The following is a 25,126-nucleotide window of genomic DNA, read 5'->3' as shown; positions in this document are numbered from 1 at the left end:
ATCGGCGCCCTTCTGCGTTTCCGCGCGGAGCGGAGTGGATCAGCGGCTCACTTCACCAGCCGCGACAGTTCCGCCGCATCGAAGTGCTCGCCCTGCTGCGCGCCCTGCGGCACGCAATCGGTCTGCTCCTGCTCGGACAGCTTCGCGATCGCCTGCCACAGCAGCGCGATCTGGTGCTCCTGGGTCGCGGCGTTGTCGATCAGGCCCTTCATGGCCAGCGCCACCGGGTCGTCGCCCTGCGTCACGCCATAGGCCGAGAAGCCCATGCGCGCAGCCGCTTCCTCGCGTCTGGCATCGAGCTTGGCCTCGATGACACGCGCCGGATTGCCGACCGCCGTCGCGCCCGGCGGCACCGGCTTGGTCACCACCGCGCCGGAGCCGACGCGCGCGCCCTCCCCGACCGTGAAGCCGCCGAGGATGCAGGCGTTCGCACCGACGATGACGCCGCGCTCCAGCGTCGGGTGCCGCTTGGCGCCCTTCACCAGCGAGGTGCCGCCCAGGGTCACGCCCTGGTAGATGGTGACCTCGTCGCCGATCTCGGTCATCTCGCCGATGACGACGCCCATGCCGTGGTCGATGAACACCCGCCGGCCGATGGTCGCGCCGGGGTGGATCTCGATGCCCGTCAGGAAGCGTCCGATGTGGGACGTGAAGCGCCCCAGCCAGCGGAAGCCACGCAGCCAGAACCAGTGCGCACATCGATGCATCACCAGCGCGTGCAGACCCGGGTAACAGGTCAGCACCTCCCAGGCCGAGCGGGCGGCGGGGTCGCGTTCGAGGATGCAGGCGATGTCTTCGCGAAGACGCTGGAACATGGTGGGGGGACCCGATGGCAGCCCGCGAGGGGCTGGAGCTGAGGGTCGGCCAGTTTAGCGGCGGGTCCCGACCTTGCCCGGCGCAGGCTTACTGCGGTGCCGCATGGGCGCCACGTCGAGGGCGACGCCCTGCCTACTCGTCTCCCCCAAGTGCGGGGGGCGTGCCCGCCGCGGGGTGGGTCTTCTCGATCGCCCGGGCGATGCCGCGAAGGATGTGGATCTCCTCCTTCGTCAGCCCGGCGCGGTTGAAGAGCTGGTTCAAGCGCGGCATCAGCTTCTTGGGCGAAGCCGGGTCCAGGTAGCCGAGGTGGACGAGGCTGCTCTCCAGATGCGTCAGCAGTCCCTGCACCGCCTGCGCATCCGCGAGTTGCGGATCCGCGGTGCGCGCCGCCACCGCGAAGCCGCCCAGCGCCTGGCGCCAGTCGTAGGACACCAGTTGCACCGCCTGCGCGAGGTTCAGTGAGCCGTACTCCGGATGCGTCGGGATCGACAGCACCGCATGCGCGCGGTAGACGTCCTCGTTGCTCATGCCGTAGCGCTCGGACCCGAAAAGGAAGGCCACCTGATGGGGGGTCGACTCCCCTCTCGCCAGTTCTGCGAAGAGCGATCTGGGCTCGCGCGTCGGCGGTCCGAAGTCCCTCGGCGTCATCGCCGTCGCGCAGACGAAGGTGCAGCCGTCGAGCGCGTCCTCGACGCGATCCACGATGCGCGCGCGGGCCAGGATGTCGGCCGCGCCGCTGGCCATCGCGACCGTCTCCTCCTGGCTCAGCACGTCGGCGAAGCGCGGCCGCACCAGCACCAGGTCGCGGAAGCCCATCACCTTCATCGCCCGCGCGGTCGAACCGACGTTGCCGGGGTGGCTGGTCTCGATCAGCACGAAACGTGTCGGATCCGACGTCGGAGGGCGGGCGGTCGTGCTGGAGTCAGCCGGGGGCATAGGGGAAACCACGAGTCTGTGTCAAAATGGTCGATTATCCGCGCCGGCCCTGCCTCGTTCCCGATTCAATTCGGCCCGAGTGTCCCAAGGCCGCGTGCACGCTCTTTCCTTTCGCCAGTCCACTTCCCACAGGAACCGTCCCGCATGACGCAAGCCGCTCACCATCCCATGCTCAACGTCGCCATCAAGGCGGCGCGTACCGCCGGCGCGATCATCAACCGCGCGTCGATGGACCTGGACATCCTGAAGATCAACACCAAGTCGCCCAACGACTTCGTGACCGAAGTGGACCAGGCCGCCGAGCAGGCGATCATCGAGACGCTGCTGCAGGCCTACCCCGACCACGGCATCCTGGCCGAAGAGTCCGGCCGCGAATACGGCGCCAAGCACTCCGAGTACCAGTGGATCATCGACCCGCTGGACGGCACGACCAACTTCATCCACGGCCTGCCGTTCTACTGCGTGTCCATCGCGCTGGCCCACCGCAACATCGTGCAGCAGGCCGTCGTCTACGACCCGACCCGCAACGACCTGTTCTACGCGACCAAGGGCCGCGGCGCCTACCTGAACGACAAGCGCATCCGCGTGAGCAAGCGCACCCGCATGAGCGACGCGCTGATCGGCACGGGCTTCCCGTTCCGCCGCGGCGACAACTTCAAGCGCTACCTGAAGATGTTCGAGGAAGTCATGACCGAGGTCGCCGGCGTGCGCCGTCCGGGCGCGGCCGCGCTGGACCTGTGCTACGTGGCCGCCGGCCATTACGACGGCTTCTTCGAGACCGGCCTGCACCCGTGGGACGTGGCCGCGGGCTCGCTGATCATCCAGGAAGCGGGCGGCCTGGTGGGCAACTTCACCGGCGAGCCGGACTTCCTGCACCAGCGCGAGATCGTGGCCGGCACGCCGCGCATCTACGGTCCGCTGGTGCAGATCCTGGCGCCCTACACCCGCGTGATCACGCAGGACGCGCTGGATGCCGATGCGGAAGCGGCGGCTGGTGGAGAGCCGACCGAGAAGGCAGCCCCCCGCAAGAAGGCGGCGGCCACCACCGAAGGGGGAACCGAAGCGCCCAAGAAGCGCGCCCCGGTGCGCATCAAGAAGAACGACGGCGGCGCGGAAGCCTGATTCCATCGGCATTCCCGACGATCCGCGGCGTTCTTGACGCCGATCAACGAAGCCCTCCCTTGGAGGGCTTTGTCGTTTTTGGCGCGAACGGTTGAAGCGCGAGCTGCCGGCGCAGACCTAGCATGGCTGCAAGCATTTCGCACAACGACCCGAGAGGTGAACGCCATGCCCTCCACCGCCAAGAAGATCGCCGAATACATCCTTGCTGCCTTCCAGGAAGTCGGCGATCCCATCACGACGGCCAAGCTCCACAAGCTGCTGTACTACGTTCAAGGGTGGCACCTCGCGAACTTCGACGAGCCCGCCTTTGAGGAACGCTTTGAGGCATGGATGCACGGCCCTTCCTGCCCAGAGATCGACGCTCTCTACGGAGACCACTGGCATTGCCCGATCACCGAACGCATCGCCCAGCCCAAGGATCTGGGTGAGCGCCTCCAGAAACACGTGGACGAGATCATCGACCTTTACGGCGTCGACACCGGATATTCCTTGCACATGCGGACGAGGTACGAAGCCCCATGGAACGAGGCACGCAAGGACTTCTCCAGGCATGAACCGGGCTGCACCGAGGAGATCTCACACGAGTCGATGAAGAGGTTCTTTCAAGCCGAAGCCGCTCGCCCGGAGGCTGCATGACCGCCAGGAAACACGCCCTTCCAGGGACGGCCACGCGACAACACGCTGCACTCGGATTGCCGGATCACCTGTTGAGGTTTTCATTCATGCATCTGCAGTCGAGTCGAAAGTTCGAGTGGAGTGACATGCCTGATGCGTCTGCCTACTTCCGCCAATTGCTACTGCGACTTCAGGCCATGTCCACCTTGCGGCCCGCAGAATTCCGCACCGCGAAGGACAAGTCGCTCCGGGCCCACCGCCATGACTGGGGGGCGACAACGGAGCCAGCCGGATACGTTCATCTGACAGCGGATTGGAGGCGACTCGAAGCCTGGCAATTCCAACTCAGCGCCAACAAGCACGGTCGCGTCCACGGCATCCTGGTCGACGAAGTCTTCTACATCGTCTGGCTCGATCCCGAGCACCGCCTCTACCAATGAACCCGGAGCGCCCGATCATGAACGGCCATGCCCTACACTCGTCCTCCAATCCGCCACCCCAGCGCCCTCAGCCCGAGGGCGTTGTCCATTTCCCACTCCCGCCGCTTCCGATGACCAGCGCCGTCTCCGCCGATTTCAGCCACCACACGCCGATGATGCAGCAGTATTTCGGCCTCAAGGCCGAGCATCCGGACACGCTGCTTTTCTACCGGATGGGGGACTTCTACGAGGTCTTCTTCGACGACGCGCGCAAGGCGAACGCACTGCTAGACGTCACGCTGACGACCCGCGGCCAGAGCGGTGGCGAGCCGGTGGTCATGGCCGGCGTGCCGGTGCATTCGCTGGAGTCCTATCTCGGCAAGCTGATCAAGCTCGGCGAGTCCGTGGCAATCGCCGAACAGACCGGTGAAGTGGGCGCCACCAAGGGCCCCGTCGAGCGCAAGGTGACGCGGGTCGCCACGCCGGGCACCGTGATCGATGCGGAACTGCTCGCCGACAAGCAGGACTCGGTCCTCCTGTCCATCGCGACGCAGGGCAAGACCTTCGGTCTGGCCTGGCTCTCGATGACGCAGGGTCAGGTCGGGCTGGCGCAATGCGGCGAGCGCGACCTCGCCTCGTGGCTCGCCCGTTTGTCGCCGGCCGAGGTCCTGGTCGACCGCGAGAAGCATCCTCAGGCCGTGCTGGCCGCCAAGCTGCCGATCACGAACCGCCAGAGCTGGCAGTTCGATGCCAACCTGGGCAACCGCAAGCTCTGCGAACAGCTGGGCGTCGTCAACCTGCAGGGCCTCAACGCGCAGGACCTGCCCGTCGCCCATGCGGCCGCGTCCTGCCTGCTGTCCTATGCCGAGAGCACGCAGGGCACTCGCGCGCTCAAGCATGTGAAGAGCCTGCGCGTGCTGCGCGCGTCCGACCTGCTGGACCTGCCGCCGGCCACGCAACGCAACCTGGAATTGACGCAGACGCTGCGCGGCGAGACCTCGCCGACGCTGCTGTCGCTGCTGGACACCTGCCGCACCGGCATGGGCAGCCGCGCCCTGCGTTCCTGGCTGCTGCATCCGGAGCGGGATCGCACCGTCGCCCGCGAGCGTCAGGGCGCGATCGCCGAGCTGGTGAGCACCGGTTTCGAGCCGCTGCGCGAGGCGTTCCGGCAGGTCTCCGATGTCGAGCGCATCACCGCTCGCATCGCGCTGCGCCAAGTGCGTCCGCGCGAACTCGCCGGACTGCGCGCGACGCTGCTGATCCTGCCCGAACTCGCACAGACGGTCCCGGGCGGCGCAGCGCTGCTCGACCAGCTGTCCGAAGGCCTGCGCGCATCGCCGCACATCGCCGAGCTGCTGACCCGCGCGATCGCGGAAGAACCGCAGGCGCTGATCCGCGAAGGCGGCGTGATCGCCAAGGGCTTCGACGAGGAACTCGACGACCTGCGCGCCGTGCAGACCGACTGCGACCAGTTCCTGCTCGCGATGGAGGTCCGCGAGCGCGCGCGCACCGGCATCAACAACCTGCGGGTCAAGTTCAACAAGGTGCACGGCTTCCATATCGAGGTCACCAACAGCGGCCTCGGCAAGATTCCCGCCGACTACACGCGCCGGCAGACGCTGACGAACGCCGAGCGTTTCATCACCCCCGAGCTCAAGGCCTTCGAGGACAAGTCGCTGTCCGCGAACGAGCGCGCGCTGGCCCGCGAGAAGATGCTCTTCGATCTGGTCATCGACCAGCTCACCGAGGAGATGCCGGCGCTGAGCCGCCTGGCGCGCTCGCTCGCCTCGCTGGACGTGCTGGCCGCGTTGGCGGAACGCGCGGCGACGCTGAACTGGTGCCGTCCCGAGTTCGTCCCGCATCCCTGCATCGACATCCAGGGCGGCCGCCATCCGGTGGTCGAGGCGCGGCTGCGCGAAACCGGCGCCGGCGAGTTCATGGCCAACGACTGCCGGCTCGACGCCCGCACCAAGCTGATGGTCATCACAGGCCCCAACATGGGCGGCAAGAGCACCTTCATGCGCCAGGTCGCGCTGATCGCGCTGCTGGCGGCGATCGGCGCCTATGTGCCGGCGTCGGCGTGTCGGCTCGGCCCGATCGACGCGATCCACACGCGGATCGGCGCGGCGGACGACCTCGCGAACGCGCAGTCCACCTTCATGCTGGAGATGACCGAAGGCGCCGCCATCCTGCACAGCGCGACCGAACAGTCGCTGGTGCTGATGGACGAGATCGGCCGCGGCACTTCGACCTTCGACGGCCTCGCGCTGGCCGGCGCGATCGCCACCCACCTGCATGACAAGTGCCGCGCGTTCACGCTGTTCGCGACGCACTACTTCGAGCTGACCGAGTTCCCCGCCAAGCACCCGCAGGCGGTCAACATGCATGTGTCGGCGGTCGAGAGCGGCGAGGACATCGTCTTCCTGCACGAGATCCAGCCCGGCCCCGCGAGCCGCAGCTACGGCGTGCAGGTCGCGCGTCTGGCCGGCATGCCGGGTCCGGTCGTGCGCCAGGCCCGCGCGGCGCTGGAGGCGCTCGAAGCCCGCGCCACCGAAGGCGAGACGCAGATCGACCTGTTCGCCCCGCCGCCGGAGCCCGCGCCCGGCGCCGTGGCCGAGGAGCCGTCCGAGCTGCTCGACGCGTTGCGGGACATCGACCCCGACGCCCTGAGTCCGCGCGAGGCCCACGCGGCGCTGTACCAGCTGAAGTTGCTGGCCGCCAGCCGGCAGTGAGCCCTCCGCCGCCACGCCAGACCTGACCCCATGGACGCCGCCAGGACCATCGTCTTCTCGCACGCCAACGGGTTTCCCGCGGGGTGCTACCGGGTGCTCTTCGACCGCTGGCGCGACGCGGGCTGGACCGTGCATGCGCTGCCGCGCATCGGCCACGACCCGCGGTATCCGGTGACCACCAACTGGCCGCACCTGCGCGACGAGCTGCTCCACTTCATCCAGGACGAGGTCAAGCCGACCGCGCCGGTGATGCTGATCGGCCACTCGCTCGGCGGGCTGCTGTCGCTGCTGGTCGCCTGCCGGAAACCGGCACTGGCTTCCGGGCTGGTGATGCTGGACTCCCCGGTGATCGACGGCTGGCGCGCGCACAGCCTGCAGGTGGTGAAGTCCGCCGGACTGATCAAGCGCGTCTCGCCGGGCAAGGTCTCGCACCAGCGCCGCTACGAGTGGCCCAGCCTCGACGAGGCGCACGCGCACTTCGCGGCCAAGAACAAGTTCGCACGCTGGGATCCCCGCGTGTTGAAGGACTACATCGCCAGCGGCTTCGACGCGCACGAGGACGGTCAGGTGCGCCTGGGCTTCACACGCGAGATCGAGACCCGCATCTACAACACGCTGCCGCACAACCTGCCGCGCATCCTGAAGAACCACGCGCCGAAGTGCCCGGTGGCCTTCATCGCGGGCACGCAGTCCGAGGAACTCCGCCAGGCCAATGCCGCCGGCTCCAAGGCACTCGCGAAGGACCTGTTCCGCTGGTTCGAGGGCACCCACCTCTACCCCTTCGAAAGACCCGACGACACCGCCGAGCTGGTGCTCGAACTGATGGATTCGATCAAGGCGAAGACGGCCGAATGAGGAGGCCCGTGAGGGCCGACATATCAAGCGGAGCCCGTGGGTTGGCTCCGCCAAGCCACCGGGCTCGCCCCCTTGAGGGGGCCGGCGAAGCCGGTAGGGGGTGGGTCTATAATCGCGCTTTACCACCACGGCGTTTTCGGTTCTCCGCTCGGAAAACCGGCGCTGCAAGACAATGACCAAGTACGTCTTCGTCACCGGCGGTGTCGTGTCCTCTCTCGGCAAGGGCATCGCATCAGCCTCTCTCGCGGCCCTTCTTGAGTCCCGCGGCCTCAAAGTCACCCTGATCAAGCTGGATCCCTACATCAACGTGGATCCGGGCACGATGTCGCCGTTCCAGCACGGTGAGGTGTTCGTGACGGACGACGGTGCCGAGACCGACCTGGACCTGGGCCATTACGAGCGCTTCATCACCACGCGGATGAAGAAGAGCAACAACTTCACCACCGGACAGATCTACATGTCGGTGCTGGAGAAGGAGCGCCGTGGCGACTACCTCGGCAAGACCGTCCAGGTCATCCCGCACATCACGAACGAGATGCAGGACTTCATCCGTCGCGGCGCCGGTCACGGCACGCCGGACGGCGTGGACGTGGCGATCGTCGAGATCGGCGGCACGGTCGGCGACATCGAGTCGCTGCCCTTCCTGGAAGCCGCGCGTCAGATGAGCCTGAAGTCCGGTCCGAACAACGTCGCGTTCGTGCACCTGACCTACGTGCCCTGGATCGCCGCCGCCGGCGAACTCAAGACCAAGCCCACGCAGCACACGGTGCAGAAGCTGCGCGAGATCGGCATCCAGCCCGACGCGCTGCTGTGCCGCGCCGACCGCCGCATCCCGGACGACGAGCGCGAGAAGATCTCGCTGTTCACGAACGTGCCCGAGTACGGCGTGATCTCGATGTGGGACGTGAACACGATCTACAAGGTCCCGCGCATGCTGCACGAGCAGGGCCTGGACCAGATGATCTGCACCAAGCTGCAGCTCAACACCAAGTCCGCGGACCTGAAGCGCTGGGACACGCTGGTCAACGAGGTCGAGAACCCGAAGACCGAAGTCACCATCGCGATGTGCGGCAAGTACACCGACCTGTCGGACAGCTACAAGTCGCTGAACGAGGCGCTGCGCCACGCCGGCATCCACAACCACGCCCGCGTCAACATCGAGTATGTGGACTCGGAGACGCTGGACGCGGAACACTCGAAGCAGCTGGACAAGTACGACGCGATCCTGGTGCCGGGCGGCTTCGGCAAGCGCGGCGTCGAGGGCAAGATCCTCGCCGCCCAGTACGCCCGCGAGCACAGGACGCCCTACCTGGGCATCTGCCTGGGCATGCAGGTCGCGACCATCGAATACGCGCGCCACAAGGCCCACCTGGACGGCGCGAACTCGACCGAGTTCGAACCCGACGCCCCGCACAAGGTGATCGCGCTGATCGACGAGTGGCAGGACGCGGACGGCTCTATCCAGAAGCGCACGGCCCAGTCCGACCTCGGCGGCACGATGCGCCTGGGCGCGCAGAGCTCCGACGTCAAGCCGGGCACGCTGGCCTACGAGATCTACGGCCCGGTCGTGAACGAGCGTCACCGCCACCGCTACGAAGCCAACGAGCAGTACCTGGACCAGCTGCAGGACGCCGGCCTGGTGATCTCGGCGATCACGCAGCGCGAGAAGCTGACCGAGATCGTCGAGTTGCCGCGCACCGTGCACCCCTGGTACATGGGCGTGCAGTTCCATCCGGAGTTCAAGTCGACCCCGTGGGACGGCCACCCGCTGTTCATCGCGTTCATCAAGGCCGCGCTGGAGCACAAGGCCAAGGCCGGCCACGAGGTCAGCGCGCCCGCGGCGGCCTGAGCCCTCGGGATCCGGGACGACTTCAGACACCAACGATCAGAGACACCGCCCATGCCCGCCTTCATCATTGCCGACGTGACCGTGACCGATGCCGACCAGATGGCCAAGTACCGCGAATGGAGCACGAAGGCGATGCAGGAACACGGCGCGGAGGTGCTGGTCCGCGGCGGCGCGTTCGAGGTGCTGGAAGGCCCCTGGACGCCCAACCGCCTGGTGGTGCTGAAGTTCCCCGACCGCGCGGCGGCCAAGGCCTTCTACGCCTCGGAGACCTACCAGCATGCCAAATCGCTGCGCGAGAACGCCGGCGTCATGCGCATGATCGTGGTCGACGGCGTCTGATTCCCCCGCATGCCCGACACGAGCCATCGCGCCGCAAGCCTGTCCAGACGGACGGCATGCGGCCCGGTGGTTTTTTTCCGTCCTCATTTTTGTCGTCCCTCTTTCCGGACGCAGGTTGTTCAGCCAAGGTAACCCGTTGCTGGCACCATGCGCGCCGACCGAGTTTTTTCACTTCTGGAGACTGTTCCCATGAGCGCCATCGTTGACATCGTCGGCCGAGAGATCCTCGACAGCCGCGGCAACCCCACCGTGGAATGCGACGTCCTGCTGGAGTCCGGCGTGATGGGCCGCGCCGCCGTGCCGTCGGGCGCGTCGACCGGCTCGCGTGAAGCCATCGAGCTGCGTGACGGCGACAAGTCGCGTTACCTGGGCAAGGGCGTGCTGAAGGCCGTCGAGCACATCAACACCGAGATCTCGGAAGCCGTGCTGGGCCTGGACGCCTCCGAGCAGGCATTCCTGGACAAGACCCTGATCGACCTGGACGGCACCGAGAACAAGAGCCGCCTGGGCGCGAACGCGATGCTGGCCGTCTCGATGGCCGTGGCGCGTGCCGCCGCGGAAGAATCGGGCCTGCCGCTGTACCGCTACTTCGGCGGCATGAGCGGCAACCAGCTGCCGGTGCCGATGATGAACGTCATCAACGGCGGCGCGCACGCCAACAACTCCATCGACCTGCAGGAGCTGATGATCATCCCCGTGGGCGCGCCGTCGTTCCGCGAGGCGCTGCGCTGGGGCGCGGAAGTCTTCCATGCGCTGAAGAAGATCATCGACGCCAAGGGCATGTCGACCGCCGTCGGCGACGAAGGCGGCTTCGCCCCCAACGTCGAGAACCACGAAGCCGCGATCCAGATGATCCTGGAAGCGATCGACAAGGCCGGCTACACCGCCGGCGAGCAGATCGCCCTGGGCCTGGACTGCGCCGCCAGCGAGTTCTACAAGGACGGCAAGTACGTGCTGGAAGGCGAAGGCGGCATCCAGCTGACGGCCGAGCAGTGGACCGACATGCTGGCCACCTGGGTCGACAAGTACCCCATCATCTCGATCGAGGACGGCATGGCCGAAGGCGACTGGGACGGCTGGAAGCACATCACCGAGAAGCTGGGCGAGAAGGTGCAGCTGGTGGGCGACGACCTGTTCGTCACCAACACCAAGATCCTGAAGGAAGGCATCGACAAGGGCATCGCCAATTCGATCCTGATCAAGATCAACCAGATCGGCACGCTGACCGAGACCTTCGCCGCCATCGAGATGGCCAAGCGCGCCGGCTACACGGCCGTGATCTCGCACCGCTCGGGCGAGACCGAGGACTCGACCATCTCCGACATCGCCGTCGGCCTGAACGCCGGGCAGATCAAGACGGGCTCGCTGTCGCGCTCGGACCGCATGGCCAAGTACAACCAGCTGCTGCGCATCGAGGAAGACCTGGGCGACGTGGCCGTGTACCCGGGCCGCGCGGCGTTCTACAACCTGCGCTGATCCTCCGCGTCGACCGACGACGGGAACGTCCGCAGAGCGGGCGCTCCCCGCGTTCGAAGGGCAGGCCCGTGGGCCTGCCCTTTTTCGTTGCAGCTAAACTCGCGGCCTGTGAAAGCCCTGGCCATCGTCCTCACCGCGTTCCTCGTCGCCATCCAGGCCCAGCTCTGGTTCGGCAAGGGCGGCCTGGCCCGCGGCGTCCAGCTGCGCGCCGAACTGCGCGAGCAGGCCGAGGCCAACGAGAAGGCCCGCGCGCGCAACACGCAGCTGCAGGCCGAACTGCTCGACCTGCGTGAAGGCCTCGAGATGGTCGAGGAGAAGGCCCGCATGGAACTGGGCATGGTCAAGCCGGACGAGGTCTTCGTGCCGCTGCGTCGCTGAGACGCCGGGACCACGCGACAATCGCTCTTCCGAACTCCTCCCCGCAATTCCCGCATGCTCTCGCCGATGGATGCCGTGCTCGCCTGGGCGCTCTCGCCCGCCTTCCATGCCCTCGGCAGCCCGATCAGCTGGCTGGAACTCGTCGCCTTCGCGCTCGCGATCTGGATGGTCGTGTGCAACATGCGCGTGCAGGTGATGGCATGGCCGCTGGCGCTGACCAGTTCGCTGCTCTACTTCCTGCTGTTCTGGAGCGGCAAGCTCTACGGCGAAGCCTCGCTGCAGCTGCTGTTCGCCGCACTCGCGCTGTGGGGCTGGTGGCAGTGGATGCGCGGCCGCACCGCGGACGGCGACACCTTGCACGTGCGCACGCTGGGGCCGAAGGGCCGTGTCACCGCCGTGCTGTTCACGCTGGCGGCCTGGCCGCTGCTGGGGCTGTTCCTGCAGCACCGCACCGATTCCCCCCTCCCCTATTGGGATGCCCTCCCCACGGTGGCGAGCATCACCGGACAGTGGCTGCTTGGCCGCAAATACCAGGAGAACTGGCCCGTCTGGGTGATGGTCAATCTGGTGAGCATCGGCTTGTTCGCGCTCAAGGGCTACTGGCTGACGGTCGTGCTGTACGCGGTGTTCGTGCCGATGTCGGTGGCGGGCTGGCGCGCGTGGCAGCGGCAGCTGCGACCGGCGGCCATCGCCGCCTGACCATGCCCTTGCACATTGCCCTCGTCGGCGCCGAGAGCACCGGCAAGAGCCGCCTCGGCGTCGCGCTGCTGGAGCACCTGAGCGCCCAGACGCGGCTGCGTTGCGCGCTGGTCGGCGAGTATCTGCGCGAGTGGTGCGAGCGCGAGCAGCGCACGCCCCGCCCCGACGAGCAACGCGCGATCGCCGAGGAGCAATGGCGCCGCGCCGAAGCGGCCGCCGCGGATCACGACCTCGTCCTGCACGACACGACGCCGCTGATGACCGCCGTCTACAGCGAGCAGCTCTTCGACGACACCAGCCTTTACCCGTTCGCGCTGCAGGTCCAGGCCCGCATGGACGCCACGCTGCTGATGGCGCTGGACCTGCCCTGGATCGCCGACGACATGCGCGACGGTCCTCACGCCCAGCAGCCGACAGATCGATTGCTGCGCCGCGCGCTGCGTGATGCGGGCCTCGGCTACAGCCTGGTGTCGGGCGCCGGCCCGGAGCGCCTGCAACAGGCGCTCAACGCGCTGGGCCCACTGCTGAGACCCCATCTGGGACGCGAGGACGGCCTCTTCGGCCGCCTGCTCCAGCGCGAGGAAAGCCTGGGCGGCGATGGCCGCTGGCAAGGCTGCGAACTCTGCGACGACCCGGCCTGCGAGCACGCCAGCCGCACCGCCCTCCGTGGCACCGATCGCCTGCCGCGCGCCTGAACGCAGCGCTCACGGACCCGCCATATAGCCGAGGCACAATCCGCCGCTTCGCCGCCGCAAACATTTGCGGAGGGCTGAAGTTTCGCGATTTCAGAGATTCACGGCGTTCCTGGAGCCTCCCCCGATGAACCGTCCTTCCGTCCGCCGCCCGCTGGGCGCCCTGTCGCTGCTGCTGAGCGCGGCCCTGCTCGCCGCCTGCGGATCGCTGAGTTCCTCCGGCCCGCAGGCGCCGCGGCCGCCCTCGCTGGAGGCGTCGCCTGCCGCTGCCAAGAGCGCGAAGCCGACCACCGGTTCGGTCTCGGTCAAGGTCCTGGCGATCAACGACTTCCACGGCAACCTGCTCCCGCCGGCCGGCGGCATCAAGCTGCCCGATCCGCAGAACCCGGACAAGACGATCACGCTGGACGCCGGCGGCGCCGAGCGGATGGCGACGGTGGTTGCGCAGATCAAGGCGAAGAATCCCAACCACGTGTTCGTGGCCGCGGGCGACCTGGTCGGCGCGAGTCCGCTGCTGTCGGCGCTCTTCCATGACGAGTCGACCATCGAGTCGCTGGGCATGATGGGGCTGGACCTCTCCTCGGTCGGCAACCACGAGTTCGACCAGGGCATCGAGGAACTGCTGCGCAAGCAGCGCGGCGGCTGCCATCCGAAGGACGGCTGCAAGGGTCCCACCGAATTCAAGGGCGCGAAGTACCAGTACCTCGCCGCCAGCACCATCGACGAGAAGACCGGCCAGTCCGTGCTGCCGGCCTATGCGATCAAGCGTTTCGACGGCGTGCCGGTGGGCTTCATCGGCCTGTCGCTGAAGGGCACGCCGGAACTGGTGAGCCCGACCGGCATCCGCGGCCTGCGCTTCGACGACGAGGCGCAGACGATCAACCGCCTGGTGCCCGAGCTCGAACGCCAGGGCGTGCATGCCTTCGTCGTGATGATCCACGAAGGCGGCTACCCGAGCGGCGGTATCAACGACTGCCCGGAAATCTCCGGCCCGATCGTGGACATCGTCAAGCAGCTCGACAAGCGCGTCGGCCTGATCGTCTCCGGCCACACGCACCGCGCCTACAACTGCCGCATCGACGGCCGCCTGGTCACCAGCGGCGACAAGTACGGCACGCTGGTCACGGAGATCGACCTGACCCTGGACCGCGCCACCGGCACCATGACCGAAGCCCGTGCCAACAACGTCGTGGTCCGCCCGGAGACGGCGAAGGACCCGCGCCAGACGCTGCTGATCAGCAGCTACCAGCACGTCGCTCAACCGTTGATCGAGCGCCAGGTCGGTTTCCTGGCGCAGGCGCTGAGCAAGGAAGGCGACGACAAGAACGAAGGCGGCGGCTCGACCATGGGCCAGCTCGTGGCCGACGCGATGCTGGCCGCGACGCGCGCACCGGAGAACGGCGGCGCGCAGATCGCGTTCCAGAACAACGGCGGCGTCCGCACCGGGCTCATCCACCGCGCGGACAACACGGTCACCTTCGGCGACCTCTTCGCGGCGCTGCCGTTCTCGAACGCGCTGGTGGTGGTCGAGATGACCGGCTCGCAGCTGCAAGCCGTGCTCGAAGAGCAATGGTGGGCCAACGACCCGAAGAAATTCCTGGCGCTGCAGACCTCGCAAGGCTTCAGCTACCGCTGGGACAAGCGCCGTCCGTTCGGCTCGCGCGTGGTGCCCGGGAGCATGACGCTGAACGGCAAGGCGATCACGCCGGACCAGAAGCTCCGCGTCACCATCAACAACTTCCTGCAGGTCGGCGGAGACAGCTTCAAGACCTTCACCACCGCACGGCTGGTGCAGACCGGGCCGATGGACGTGGAGGCGCTGGAAGCCTACTTCAAGGCCCACGGGACCCAGCGCGTGAAGCCCACGGCGCTGGATCGGGCTGTGCGCGTGGATACGCCCTGACGTCGGAAAGCCAAGCGCGGGCTCTCCGCGACGCAGGGGGCATCGCGTCCGCGAACCCCCAGCATCACTCCGGCCCCACGAGCGCTCGCTGACCCCGGTTCCTGCTACTGGACGTTCTTCGAGCCGGGGGCCTGGTACTGCGGGTCGGTGAAGAGTTCGCCGACATCCACCGGGTCGAAGACATAGTGGTTGCCGCAGAACTCGCAGCCGATCTCGACACCGCCCAGCTCCGCCAGGATCTCGTCCACTTCCTGTCTGCCCAGGCCCAGCAGCATGCGGCCCACGCGCTCGCGCGAGCAGGTGCAGGCGAAGCGCGGGTACTGCGGATCGAAACGGCGGACGTTCTCTTCCCAGAACAGGCGGCGCAGGATCGTGTCGCTGTCCAGCGTCAGCAGCTCTTCCGCCGTCAAGGTCGCGGCCAGCATGCTGATGCGGTTGTAGGCGTCTTCCATCTCCTCGCGCTCGACGCCCGAGCTCGCGCCCGGCTCGAGGTTGCCCTCGCCCTCGATCGGCAGACGCTGGATCAGCAGGCCGGCGGCGAGCTGGTCGTTGGCAGCCAGCACCAGCGTGGTCTCGAGCTGCTCGGACTGGCGCATGTAGTGCTGCAGCACGTCGCTGAGCTTCTCCAGCGGCTGCCCCTGCGGGCCGCTCAGCGGCACGACGCCTTGATACGGCTGCTGACCTGGCAGGCGGTCCTTCGGATCGAGCGTGATCGCGACGCGGCCCTGGCCGTGCACGTTGAGCATCTGCTGCAGGGTCGCATCGTCGACCACCGTCTCGCGCGTCTTGGCGGTCGAACGGAAGCTCGCGTCCGGCTGCACCTCGACGACCGCCAGCTTCAGCGGCCCGTCGCCCATCACCTGGAAGATCAGCGCGCCGTTGAACTTGATGTTGGCCTGCATCAGCACGCCGGCCGCGGTCATCTGGCCGAGCAGGTCGCGCACCGCCGGCGCCAGCGGCTCCTTGCGGCGGCCAAGCAGTTCCTTCCAGCTGTCGTCGAGCCGGACCAGCATGCCGCGCACGGGCAGGCCTTCGAAGAGGAATTTGTGGAGCTCGCTCGGAGCGGGCTTGATCGACGTAGCCATGAGGTTCCTTTGAATTCGAGTTATCTGGGGACGGATTGCGGATCGTCAATGCGGACGAGTTCCTCGGCGTAACGCTGGCCGTTCTTGACGTAATGGGCGGCGCTCATCGCCAGGCCCTGGATCTGCTCCGGCGTGAGCGGACGCACGACGCGGGCGGGCGAGCCGACGATGAGGCTGCCGTCGGGGAATTCCTTGCCCTCGGTGACGAGGGCGCCGGCGCCGACGAGACAGTTGGCGCCGATGCGCGCGCCGTTGAGCACGACCGCGCCGATGCCGATCAGCGCGTTGTCGCCGACGGTGCAGCCGTGCAGCATGACCTGGTGCCCGACGGTGACGTTGCGGCCGAGGACCAGCGGCATGCCGGCGTCGGCGTGCAGCACGCTGCCGTCCTGGATGTTGCTGCCGGCGCCGATGGTGAGGTGCTCGCTGTCGCCGCGCAGGACGGCGTTGAACCAGACGCTGACCTCGTCCCCGAGCGTGACGCGGCCGACGACCTGCGCGCTGTCGGCGACCCAGACGCCGGTGCCGAGTTCCGGCGTGTGTTCGCCGAGGCGGTAGACGGCCATGCGGTTCTCCAAAAGGGATAATTCTACGAATGGAACTTCGAACCCGCGCGCTGCAGGTGCTTCTGATCGCGGATCCGCAGGCCAAGGCGCTCGCGGCCCGGGAGCTGCACGGTGCGGCCGATGCCGCCGAGCTCGACATCGCCGCCCTCCTCACCCCCGACACCGAACCACCCGGCCGCCCGGAGCGGCCGCGGCTGCTCGCGGCGTTGCAGGTGGGCTCGCGCTCGCCGTTCACGCCGGAAGGCCGCGCGGCGTTGATCCACGCGATCGCGCACATCGAGTTCAATGCGATCAACCTGGCGCTGGACGCGGTCTGGCGCTTCCCCGGCATGCCACGCGCCTACTATCTCGACTGGCTGCAGGTCGCGTCCGAGGAGGCGTTGCACTTCACGCTCCTCAATGAGCATCTGCGCAGCCTCGGAAAGTCCTACGGCGACTTCGACGCGCACGACGGCCTGTGGACGATGGCGATGCGCACCGCGGGCGACGTGCTGGCGCGCATGGCGCTGGTGCCGCGCACGCTGGAGGCGCGCGGGCTGGATGCGACGCCGCCGCTGCAGGCGAAGTTCGCCAAGGCCGGCGACGCGCGCGCGGTGGAGATCCTGGACGTGATCCTGCGCGACGAGGTCGGCCATGTCCGCATCGGCAATCACTGGTACCGCCATCTGTGCCGCGAGCGCGGGCTGGATCCACTCACGCTCTATCCCGAGCTCGTCGAGCGCTACGAGGCGCCGCGGCTGCGTCCGCCGTTCAACGTCGAAGCGCGCAGCGCCGCCGGCTTCAGCGATGAAGAGATCGCCTACCTGAGCAGTTGAACGTCGAGCCCCTCGACAACGCTCCCGCAAGCCTCCCCTGCCAGCCGAAGAAGGCTGACCCGCCCGTGCCATCCGGCGCGGGCCTCGAGATCCCCGACACTCCCTGCCCATGACCCGCATCCAAGCCAATCTGCTGCTGACCCTCATCGCGATGATCTGGGGCTCGGCCTTCGTCGCCCAGGCCCACGGGATGGAGAGCATGGGCCCGATGATGTTCACCGGCATCCGGTTCCTGATCGGCGCGCTGGTCGTGCTGCCGCTGATCGTGCGCGAGCGGCGCGCGCCGGGCGCGACGACGCTGCGCGGCAGCGACGCGCTGAAGATCATGGGCCTGGGCGCGCTGCTCACCACGGGCGCGGCGCTTCAGCAGATCGGCATCCAGTACACGTCGGTGACCAACGCCGGTTTCCTGACCGCGCTGTACGTGCCACTGGTGCCACTGCTGGGCTGGCTGGTGCTGCGCCATCTGCCGCACTGGTCGGTGTGGCCGGGCGCGCTGGCCTGCCTGGTCGGCGCCTTCCTGCTGTCGGGCGCGCATGAGCTGAACATCGGCGCAGGCGACGCCTGGGTCATCGCCTCCTCGCTGCCCTGGGCCGTGCATGTGCTGCTGGTCGGCGTGGTCGCGGACCGCATGAACTCGCCGTTCACCGTGGCGGGCGGGCAGTTCCTGTTCTGCGGCGCCGTCTCGCTGGCGTGGGCGCTGGGCTTCGAATCGTGGAGCTGGGCCGGCATCGAGGCCGCCGCCTGGCCCCTGCTCTACACCGGCGTGCTGTCCGTGGGCGTGGCCTTCACCGGCCAGGTCGTCGCGCAGCGCTACGCACATGCGGCGGACGCGGCGATCATCCTGTCGTCCGAGACGCTGTTCGCCGCCGTCTTCGGCTACCTGATGATGGGCGACCGCCTCAACAGCGCCGGGCTGCTGGGCTGCGCGCTGATCCTCGGCGCGATGCTGCTGATCCAGCTGCTGCCGATGCTGCGCGTGCTGCGGCCGCGCACGGCCTGACCCTCCGCAGCCAGCCCCGATCAGCGCTCGCCGCAGCGCTGGATCCAACGCTGAAGCCGACACTCAATCCAACGCTCATTCCAAGGGAAATGCGCTGGTCTTCTTGACGGTGCGCAGCACCAGCATCGAGTTCGCCTTCGCCACGCCCGGCAACTGCATGAGCACATGGGTGTGGAGGCGTTCGAGGTCCTCGGCGTCCTTGTAGGCGAAGCGCAGCAGGTAGTCGTTGCTGCCGGCGACGTAGAAGCAGTCGAGGATGTCGGGCGCGTCCTTCACCGCCTGCTCGAACTCGGCCAGCGCGGTGGGCGTCATGCGCTCGACGTTGACGATGGTCCAGCTGGTGCCGGGCTTGCCGATCGCCTTCGGATTGAGCAGCGCGACGACACGGTCGATCACGCCGGAATCCTCCAGCCGCTTCACCCGCCGCAGACACGCCGACGGCGACAGATGGACCTGCTGCGCGAGGTCCTGGTTCGAGATGCGCGCGTCGTGCTGCAAGACCGCGAGGATCGCGCGGTCGATCGCATCCAGTTGCACTTCCTTGATCATGGACGGCATTGTGTTCGAGGAATTCAACTTCAAGCCGCACTGGATTGCGCCGGTGCGGGTTTTCCCGCCGCCGGAACGCTCACCGATTGCGCGCGGGCTTGCCTAGACTGGGTTCATCGCTGAGCCCATCGTTGAACCCATTGATCACGCGCGCCGAGCGCGCTCCGGGAGCCCTCATGTCCACCCCCACCCGCCCCGACCTCGACGCCTACTGGATGCCGTTCACGGCGAACCGCCAGTTCAAGCAGGCGCCGCGCCTGCTGACGCGCGCCGACGGCATGTTCTTCACCGACGACCAGGGACGCCAGATCCTGGACGGCGTCGCGGGCCTGTGGTGCGTGAACGCGGGCCACAACCGGCCGCGCATCGTGAAGGCGATCCAGGAGCAGGCGGCGGAGCTCGACTTCGCGCCGCCCTTCCAGATGGGGCATCCGAAGGCCTTCGAGCTCGCGTCGCGGCTTGCGGAGATCGCGCCCGAGGGCATGAACAAGGTGTTTTTCACCAACTCCGGATCGGAGTCGGTGGAGACGGCGCTGAAGATCGCGCTCGCCTACCACCGCGTCCGCGGCGAAGGCCAGCGTACGCGCCTCATCGGTCGCGAGCGCGGCTATCACGGCGTCAACTTCGGCGGCATGTCGGTGGGCGGCATGGTCGCGAACCGCAAGATGTTCGGCTCGCTGCTGGCGGGCGTCGATCATCTGCGCCACACGCACGACATCGCGCGCAACGCCTTCAGCGTCGGCCTGCCGCCGCACGGCGCCGAACTGGCTGACGACCTCGAAAGAATGGTCGCGCTGCACGACGCGTCGACGATCGCCGCGGTGATCGTGGAGCCGGTGGCCGGCTCGGCCGGCGTGCTGATCCCGCCGCAGGGCTACCTGCAGCGCCTGCGCGAGATCTGCGACAGGCACGGCATCCTGCTGATCTTCGACGAGGTCATCACCGGCTTCGGCCGCACCGGCAGCCCCTTCGCGGCGCAGACCTTCGGCGTGACGCCGGACCTGATGACGGTGGCCAAGGGCCTGACCAACGGCTGCGTGCCGATGGGCGCGGTGTTCGCCCAGCAGCGCGTCCACGACACCTTCATGACCGGGCCGGAGCACCTGATCGAGTTCTTCCACGGGTACACCTACTCGGCGCATCCGCTGGCCTGCGCGGCGGGCCTCGCGACGCTGGACACCTACGCGGAGGACGGCCTGCTGACGCGCGCGTCGGAGCTGCAGGGCTACTTCGCCGAACAGCTGCATTCGCTGCGCGGCGAGCCCAACGTCATCGACGTGCGCAACCTCGGGCTGGTCGGCGGCGTCGAGCTCGCGCCGCGCGCGGGCGAGCCGACCAAACGCGCGTTCGAGACCTTCCTCGACTGCTGGCAGCAGGGCGTGCTGATCCGGACCACGGGCGACATCCTGGCGCTGTCGCCGCCGCTGATCGCTGAACGTGAACACCTGGATCGGATGATCGATGCGATCCGCATGGCGCTGCGGCGCTTGAAGTGATCAGCGGGGCGGCGTCACGGCCTGGTTCGATGACGTTGTCGACGCAGCCGATGCCTTCGGGACAAGGATGCGGACACCTACCGGCACGCCTTCCCGCCGCTCGTCGCGGAGGCGTCGCAAGTCGGCGACCAGGTTTTCCTCGAAGCCGTACTCGTTCCTCATCGCATAGCTGCTGCACATGGTGACGCCGCCATTGGTGCCTGGGATCGGCGACATCAGATAGTCGCGCCCGACGACCAGACGGAGTCCGCACATCGATTCAGCGCCTGGCGTATGAACGCGGGTGAGCGATTCCCCCGTGGTCGAACGGATCGTCTCCAACACCTCGACGGCGGCGAAATGCCGCTCGGCACCGTACTGCGACGGCTCCACCACCACCCGTTTGACGCGCGCCACGACGATCCGCTCGTGGTCGTTGAAAAAGGGGGTCGCGATCGGCATTTCGCAGGAACAGGCCTGCGCGGCACACGGCGCGTACAGCGCGACAACCATCGACAGGCTCAACGCTCTCCATGACAGCGCGCTCATCGCGACGCTCCTCCGGATGCCGCCACGGCCCCGGCGATTGCCTTTCCACGAAGGGCGCGGGCCCGTTCTCTTTCATTTCGACGAGCAAACAGCGCCTTCGTCACCGCAGCCCTTTGCTTGTCCCCGCTACCCAGCGCCCAGCTCCAGCAGTGATCGACCTGATCTCCGTCCACACCGGTGGGCACCAGCAGATACACCAGTCCTGCCTGCAGAGGCAGGCCACACGCCGGAGTCTCCGGCTCGGTCCAGATGCGTGTGATCGGCGTTCCCGTCGTGGTCTTCAGCGTGTCCAGGACCTCGATGTCGCCCACCACCCTCGCTTCGCCGATCCAGGCAGGCTGGTAGTGAACAGCCTTCACGCGGGCGATCACGATGCTGTCGGCCTCCCGGAAGATCGTCGCCGCGTCCGGCCTGATGCAACTGCAGGCCTGCGCCGCGGCAGACACGCCGAGCCCGAGCGCCACAACGGCCCCGGCAAATGCATTCGTCCAACTCATGTGCCTGTCCCTTGTCTCAATTCCTTGCGGACTACCAGCTTGAGCCCCGACCACACCTCGCTGACGGCGCAGACCTTCACGTCGACCCAGCCCAGCGGCAGACACTCCTCGCGGATGACGTCCTCGGTGATCGTGGTCGGGACCTTCGAGGCCTTCTTCGGCCACGAGATCCACAGCGCCGCATCGTCGCGCAGCTTGCCGCGCAAGGCCTTCAGCTGATGCGCGAGGTCCTGCCGCTCGACGAGGAACACATGGGCGACGTCGACTGTCGCCGACGGCTGCTTCACGCGCGTGACGCCCTCGGGCATGGGCGCGAGCCAGTCGTCGTAGTCCTCGGGCGCACCCAGCGTCCACAGCGTGCTTCCCGCCTGGATCCCGAGCTTGCGTGCGAGGGGCGTTCCCGAGGAGCCCGCCGTCGTCGCTCCCACCCCTGTCGCCATGTCTGATCCCTCCTTGCGTCGGGCATCATCACCCACCATGTCCAGCGCCACAACCGAGCCGAAGTCCCCCGCCCCCACCGGTGCCGGTCTGCACACCGCCGCGGCGCATCACGTCCCGTGGCTCTCCTATCTCAGCCTCGCCGCCAGCACCAGCGTGATCGGCAGCTATGTCGGGCTGTCCAAGCTGCTGGTCGTCGTGTTCCCGGTCTTCCTGCTGGCCTTCCTGCGCTTCGGCATGGCCGCCGTGTTCATGCTGCCGTGGCTCAGGCGCGGCCCCACCGAGAAGCCGCTCACCGGCCGCACGCGCTTCCTGCTCTTCCTCGAATCCTTCTTCGGGAACTTCCTGTTCTCGATCTGCCTGCTGTTCGGGATGAAGCACAGCTCGGCCGTCGTGGCCGGCGTGATCATGGCCGGCATCCCGGCGACGGTCGCGCTGATGAGCTGGCTCTTCCTGCGCGAACGCATCGCGCCGAGAACGCTGTTCGGCATCGCCATGGCGGTCGGCGGCATCGTGATGGTGGCGCTCGATCGCCATGGCGGCGGTGAGCACCTCGGCGACACCTCCGCCTGGGGCGCGCTGCTGCTGGTGGGGGCCATGTGTTGCGAGGCCAGCTATGTCGTCATCGGCAAGCGCCTCACCGCCGACCTGGCGCCGCGTCGCATCAGCGCGCTGATCAACCTCTGGGGCCTGGTCCTCGTCACGCCGCTGGGACTCTGGCAGGCCATGGATTTCGACTTCGGCACCGTCGCGGTCAAGGACTGGGGGCTGCTGCTCTTCTATGCCATCGCCGCCAGCACCGTCACGGTCTGGCTCTGGATGAAGGGCCTGCAGTACGTCAGCGCCGCCAAGGCCGGGGTCTTCATGGTGTTCCTGCCGATCTCGACCGCCCTCGTGGGCCTGTTCCTGCTCGGCGAGCAGATGAGCGGCACCCAGCTGTTCGCCTACGCGCTGGCGCTGGGCGGCGTCGTGCTGGCGACCTGGCCCGGTCGCGCCTCGCCCTGACGACGCGGCGAATGGCCGAAAAGGCCGAAAAGGGCCGAAAGGGGCTGACAGGGGGCCAACGGCGGGCTCCCTGAGGCGATTCAACCGGTCTTGTCCGGGATTACACCGGTCTTGATCTAGTTTTACTACCAATGTAATACCATTCAGAGATCCGCCCCGCTAAGATGGGTAGCTCGAACTTGCCCGGACGCTTGGCGCCCGGGCCGCCAACGCCCCGCCGATGAACGCGAACGCCCCTTCCCCGGCCTCCACGCCCAGTTTTCCGACGACCGTCAGCCCCGCCGCCAGCCAGGCCGACTGGGAATCCTGGATCGCCAGCTGGTATGCCGTGCTGCGGCAACCCGTGCGTACCGGTGTGAGTCCTTTGGCGTCGAAGCCGGTCCCGGCTGGTTCCGGTACCAAGCCATCGCACGTGCCGCACGTGACGCGTGCGCCACATGTGCTGGTCTTCGCGCCCCATCCGGACGATGAATGCATCGTCGGCGCGCTACCGCTGCGGCTGCGTCAGGAGGCCGGCTGGCGCGTCACCAACATCGCCGTGACCCTGGGCAGCCGGCAGGACCGCCGCGCCGAGCGCTGGACGGAACTCGGCGCCGCCTGCGACGTGCTGGGCTTCGACCTCCGCCTGCTGGCCGCCGACGGCTTCGAGCAGGTGAAGCCGGAAGCCGCCGCCGCGCGCACGCCGCTGTGGCAGCAGCAGGTCCGGCTGGTCGCCGAACTGCTGGTCGCCGAAAAGCCCGCGCTGATCCTCGTGCCGCACGCGGGCGACGGCATCCCGACCCACATCGGCGTGCACCTGCTCGTGAGCGAGGCGCTCGCGCAGGCGAAGATCTCCACCGTCTTCGCGCACACCGAGTTCTGGGCCACGCAGCCGGCGCCGACGACGCTCGTCGAGACCGGCCAGCGCGACACCGCGCTGCTGGTGCGGGCGCTTGCCTGCCACCACGGCGAGATCGCCCGCAACCCATATCACCTGCGCCTGCCGGCCTGGATGGCCGACAACGTGCGCCGCGGCGGCGAGCTCCTCGCCGGTCCCGGCGAAGCGCCGCCGGACTTCGCCTTCGGCACGCTGTACCGGCTGACGCGCTGGGTCGACGGCGTCGCCGCCGGCGAGTTGCCGAACACGCACTGGTCCTGCGACGCGCCGCTCGATCCGCAAGCGTTGCTCGGCGACTGACCGCCTCCTTTCCGGCCCCCAACTTCAACTCATCGCCGCCCGCGTTTCCGGCATACGCGCCGCGCACGCCAGCGCGGTGCGCGGGCTCGTGCGGGCCTATGCTTGGCGTTCCTTTTTCGAGCCCCTCCGCCACGCCATGAGCGACGCCCGCACCGACCACCCGACCCATCTCCGCGTCCACCAGTTCGCCGGCCTCAAGCCCGGCCCCAAGCTGCTGGTGACGGGCGCCGTACACGGCAACGAGGTCGCCGGCGTCAGCGGCATCCAGCGCGTGCTGGCGATGCTGGATGAGGGCGCACTGACGCTGCTCAAGGGCACGCTGACGATGATCCCCATCGTCAATCCGCTGGCCCACCGGCTGCAGCGCCGCGAGGGCGAACGCAACCTGAACCGCAACCTGCGCGTCAACCCGATCCCGCAGGACTTCGAGGACCGCATCGCCAACCGCCTGTGCCCGTGGATCGCCGCCAGCGACGTGCTGCTGGACCTGCACAGCTTCAACAACCCCGGCCCCGCCTTCGCGATGATCGGCCCGCGCGACAACGACGGCGGACTGGAGCCCTTCCGCCACCAGGCGGCCGAGAGCGCGCTGGCGATGGCCGTCGGCACCTCCCGTCTGGTCGAGGGCTGGCTGTCGACCTACGCGCTGGGCCTGAAGCGCCGAGCCGACAAGGCCGCGGACGGCTCGCGCAAGATGGCGCTGCAGCAGGACCCGCATTACGGCGTCGGCACCACCGAGTACATGCGCAGCACCGGCGGCTACTGCATCACGCTGGAATGCGGCCAGCACGCCGATCCGCAGGGTCCCGAGGTCGCGTTCAAGGCGATCCTGCGCACGCTGGTGCTGCTGGGCATGATCGCGCCCGAGAGCGTCGAGCTCGCCGACCCGAAACGCCCCGTGGAGTGCCTGCAGCTCTACGAAGTCGTGGACCGCGAGAGCATGGATGACGCGTTCACCCGCGCCTGGGCCAGCTTCGACGCGATCGCCGAAGGCGAGCGCATCGGCACCCGCGCCGACGGCACGCCGGTGCTGGCGCCCTTCGGCGGGCGCATCGTCTTCCCGAACAACAACGCGGAGCCCGGCCACGAGTGGTTCTATCTGGCAAAGCCCAGCGACCGCGTGTTGACTTGAGCTT

At 68.0% G+C, this 25,126-nt stretch carries 26 protein-coding genes; 18 read left to right on the top strand and 8 right to left on the bottom strand.

Annotated features, from left to right (window positions below; all coding sequences use genetic code 11):
* Positions 1-47 precede the first annotated feature (47 nt).
* Both cysE and ABE85_RS03415 read right to left on the bottom strand, forming a co-directional pair.
* On the bottom strand, positions 48-815 hold the full coding sequence (cysE, locus tag ABE85_RS03420; RefSeq protein ID WP_067270039.1) for a serine O-acetyltransferase: 768 nt from the start codon (positions 813-815) through the stop codon (positions 48-50).
* A 133-nt stretch (positions 816-948) separates the two neighbouring features.
* Positions 949-1,752 (bottom strand): RNA methyltransferase, encoded by an 804-nt coding sequence (locus ABE85_RS03415; RefSeq protein ID WP_067270037.1) that lies wholly within the window; start codon positions 1,750-1,752, stop codon positions 949-951.
* A 144-nt stretch (positions 1,753-1,896) separates the two neighbouring features.
* Here ABE85_RS03415 and ABE85_RS03410 point away from each other — a divergent pair, with 144 nt between their 5' ends.
* The 12 genes from ABE85_RS03410 to ABE85_RS03355 all read left to right on the top strand — a co-directional run bounded on the left by ABE85_RS03410 (position 1,897) and on the right by ABE85_RS03355 (position 14,831).
* Positions 1,897-2,874, top strand: coding sequence for an inositol monophosphatase family protein (locus ABE85_RS03410; protein WP_067270035.1), 978 nt, complete (start codon positions 1,897-1,899; stop codon positions 2,872-2,874).
* 165 nt (positions 2,875-3,039) lie between these two features.
* The gene (locus ABE85_RS03405; protein ID WP_067270034.1) at positions 3,040-3,510 is read left to right on the top strand and encodes a Panacea domain-containing protein; all 471 of its coding nucleotides are present in this window, start codon (positions 3,040-3,042) and stop codon (positions 3,508-3,510) included.
* A gap of 86 nt (positions 3,511-3,596) precedes the next feature.
* Complete coding sequence (locus ABE85_RS03400) at positions 3,597-3,929, top strand: hypothetical protein (protein WP_157521896.1); 333 nt, start codon at positions 3,597-3,599, stop codon at positions 3,927-3,929.
* Positions 3,930-4,039: 110 nt separating this feature from the next.
* The gene (gene mutS / locus ABE85_RS03395; RefSeq protein ID WP_067270032.1) at positions 4,040-6,640 is read left to right on the top strand and encodes a DNA mismatch repair protein MutS; all 2,601 of its coding nucleotides are present in this window, start codon (positions 4,040-4,042) and stop codon (positions 6,638-6,640) included.
* Between the two features lie 30 nt (positions 6,641-6,670).
* A complete protein-coding gene (locus ABE85_RS03390) occupies positions 6,671-7,495 on the top strand; it encodes an alpha/beta fold hydrolase (protein WP_067270031.1) in 825 nt (274 codons plus the stop codon).
* A gap of 172 nt (positions 7,496-7,667) precedes the next feature.
* Entirely contained in the window at positions 7,668-9,344 is a 1,677-nt protein-coding gene (locus ABE85_RS03385) for a CTP synthase (RefSeq protein WP_067270029.1), read from the top strand.
* Between the two features lie 51 nt (positions 9,345-9,395).
* The gene (locus ABE85_RS03380) at positions 9,396-9,683 is read left to right on the top strand and encodes a DUF1330 domain-containing protein (protein ID WP_067270028.1); all 288 of its coding nucleotides are present in this window, start codon (positions 9,396-9,398) and stop codon (positions 9,681-9,683) included.
* A 189-nt stretch (positions 9,684-9,872) separates the two neighbouring features.
* Complete coding sequence (gene eno, locus ABE85_RS03375; protein WP_067270027.1) at positions 9,873-11,159, top strand: phosphopyruvate hydratase; 1,287 nt, start codon at positions 9,873-9,875, stop codon at positions 11,157-11,159.
* Positions 11,160-11,267: 108 nt separating this feature from the next.
* Positions 11,268-11,537, top strand: coding sequence for a cell division protein FtsB (gene ftsB / locus ABE85_RS03370; RefSeq protein ID WP_067270026.1), 270 nt, complete (start codon positions 11,268-11,270; stop codon positions 11,535-11,537).
* A gap of 54 nt (positions 11,538-11,591) precedes the next feature.
* A complete protein-coding gene (pnuC, locus tag ABE85_RS03365; protein WP_231993219.1) occupies positions 11,592-12,236 on the top strand; it encodes a nicotinamide riboside transporter PnuC in 645 nt (214 codons plus the stop codon).
* A 2-nt stretch (positions 12,237-12,238) separates the two neighbouring features.
* Positions 12,239-12,931 (top strand): AAA family ATPase, encoded by a 693-nt coding sequence (locus tag ABE85_RS03360; RefSeq protein WP_067281758.1) that lies wholly within the window; start codon positions 12,239-12,241, stop codon positions 12,929-12,931.
* 124 nt (positions 12,932-13,055) lie between these two features.
* Positions 13,056-14,831: a bifunctional UDP-sugar hydrolase/5'-nucleotidase gene (locus ABE85_RS03355; RefSeq protein ID WP_082938277.1), complete on the top strand. Its 1,776-nt coding sequence runs from the start codon at positions 13,056-13,058 to the stop codon at positions 14,829-14,831.
* Positions 14,832-14,935: 104 nt separating this feature from the next.
* Here the strand turns inward: ABE85_RS03355 and ABE85_RS03350 are convergent, their stop codons facing one another.
* The gene (locus ABE85_RS03350) at positions 14,936-15,916 is read right to left on the bottom strand and encodes an Hsp33 family molecular chaperone HslO (protein ID WP_067270025.1); all 981 of its coding nucleotides are present in this window, start codon (positions 15,914-15,916) and stop codon (positions 14,936-14,938) included.
* 20 nt (positions 15,917-15,936) lie between these two features.
* Positions 15,937-16,482: a gamma carbonic anhydrase family protein gene (locus ABE85_RS03345; protein ID WP_067270024.1), complete on the bottom strand. Its 546-nt coding sequence runs from the start codon at positions 16,480-16,482 to the stop codon at positions 15,937-15,939.
* Positions 16,483-16,511: 29 nt separating this feature from the next.
* On the opposite strand from ABE85_RS03345, the gene ABE85_RS03340 reads away from it, so the two are divergent.
* Both ABE85_RS03340 and ABE85_RS03335 read left to right on the top strand, forming a co-directional pair.
* On the top strand, positions 16,512-17,297 hold the full coding sequence (locus tag ABE85_RS03340) for a ferritin-like domain-containing protein (protein WP_067270023.1): 786 nt from the start codon (positions 16,512-16,514) through the stop codon (positions 17,295-17,297).
* Positions 17,298-17,406: 109 nt separating this feature from the next.
* On the top strand, positions 17,407-18,300 hold the full coding sequence (locus ABE85_RS03335) for a DMT family transporter (RefSeq protein WP_067270022.1): 894 nt from the start codon (positions 17,407-17,409) through the stop codon (positions 18,298-18,300).
* Positions 18,301-18,375: 75 nt separating this feature from the next.
* Here ABE85_RS03335 and ABE85_RS03330 read toward each other — a convergent pair whose 3' ends face one another.
* On the bottom strand, positions 18,376-18,849 hold the full coding sequence (locus tag ABE85_RS03330; protein ID WP_231993218.1) for an Lrp/AsnC family transcriptional regulator: 474 nt from the start codon (positions 18,847-18,849) through the stop codon (positions 18,376-18,378).
* A 176-nt stretch (positions 18,850-19,025) separates the two neighbouring features.
* On the opposite strand from ABE85_RS03330, the gene ABE85_RS03325 reads away from it, so the two are divergent.
* Positions 19,026-20,345, top strand: coding sequence for an aspartate aminotransferase family protein (locus ABE85_RS03325; RefSeq protein ID WP_067270020.1), 1,320 nt, complete (start codon positions 19,026-19,028; stop codon positions 20,343-20,345).
* Here the strand turns inward: ABE85_RS03325 and ABE85_RS03320 are convergent, their stop codons facing one another.
* From ABE85_RS03320 to ABE85_RS03310, 3 genes are read right to left on the bottom strand one after another with little or no spacing between them, the layout of a single operon-like run.
* Complete coding sequence (locus ABE85_RS03320) at positions 20,346-20,873, bottom strand: hypothetical protein (RefSeq protein WP_067270019.1); 528 nt, start codon at positions 20,871-20,873, stop codon at positions 20,346-20,348. It abuts the gene before it with no gap.
* Positions 20,870-21,370, bottom strand: a complete 501-nt coding sequence (locus ABE85_RS03315; RefSeq protein ID WP_067270018.1) for a hypothetical protein — start codon at positions 21,368-21,370, stop codon at positions 20,870-20,872. Before ABE85_RS03315 ends, ABE85_RS03320 begins: the two co-directional genes overlap by 4 nt.
* On the bottom strand, positions 21,367-21,810 hold the full coding sequence (locus ABE85_RS03310; protein ID WP_067270017.1) for a DUF3052 family protein: 444 nt from the start codon (positions 21,808-21,810) through the stop codon (positions 21,367-21,369). Before ABE85_RS03310 ends, ABE85_RS03315 begins: the two co-directional genes overlap by 4 nt.
* Before the next feature lie 37 nt (positions 21,811-21,847).
* On the opposite strand from ABE85_RS03310, the gene ABE85_RS03305 reads away from it, so the two are divergent.
* The 3 genes from ABE85_RS03305 to ABE85_RS03295 all read left to right on the top strand — a co-directional run bounded on the left by ABE85_RS03305 (position 21,848) and on the right by ABE85_RS03295 (position 25,122).
* The gene (locus ABE85_RS03305; protein WP_082938276.1) at positions 21,848-22,813 is read left to right on the top strand and encodes a DMT family transporter; all 966 of its coding nucleotides are present in this window, start codon (positions 21,848-21,850) and stop codon (positions 22,811-22,813) included.
* Between the two features lie 220 nt (positions 22,814-23,033).
* Entirely contained in the window at positions 23,034-23,990 is a 957-nt protein-coding gene (locus ABE85_RS03300; RefSeq protein WP_067270016.1) for a PIG-L deacetylase family protein, read from the top strand.
* Positions 23,991-24,126: 136 nt separating this feature from the next.
* Positions 24,127-25,122: a succinylglutamate desuccinylase/aspartoacylase family protein gene (locus ABE85_RS03295; protein ID WP_067270015.1), complete on the top strand. Its 996-nt coding sequence runs from the start codon at positions 24,127-24,129 to the stop codon at positions 25,120-25,122.
* The last annotated feature ends 4 nt before the right edge of the window (positions 25,123-25,126 follow it).

Origin of the sequence: Mitsuaria sp. 7, assembly GCF_001653795.1 — a bacterium.
In the GTDB taxonomy this organism is placed as follows: domain Bacteria; phylum Pseudomonadota; class Gammaproteobacteria; order Burkholderiales; family Burkholderiaceae_C; genus Roseateles.
Note: the sequence above shows the minus strand (reverse complement) of the source record. Positions and strands in the feature narration are given on the sequence as shown.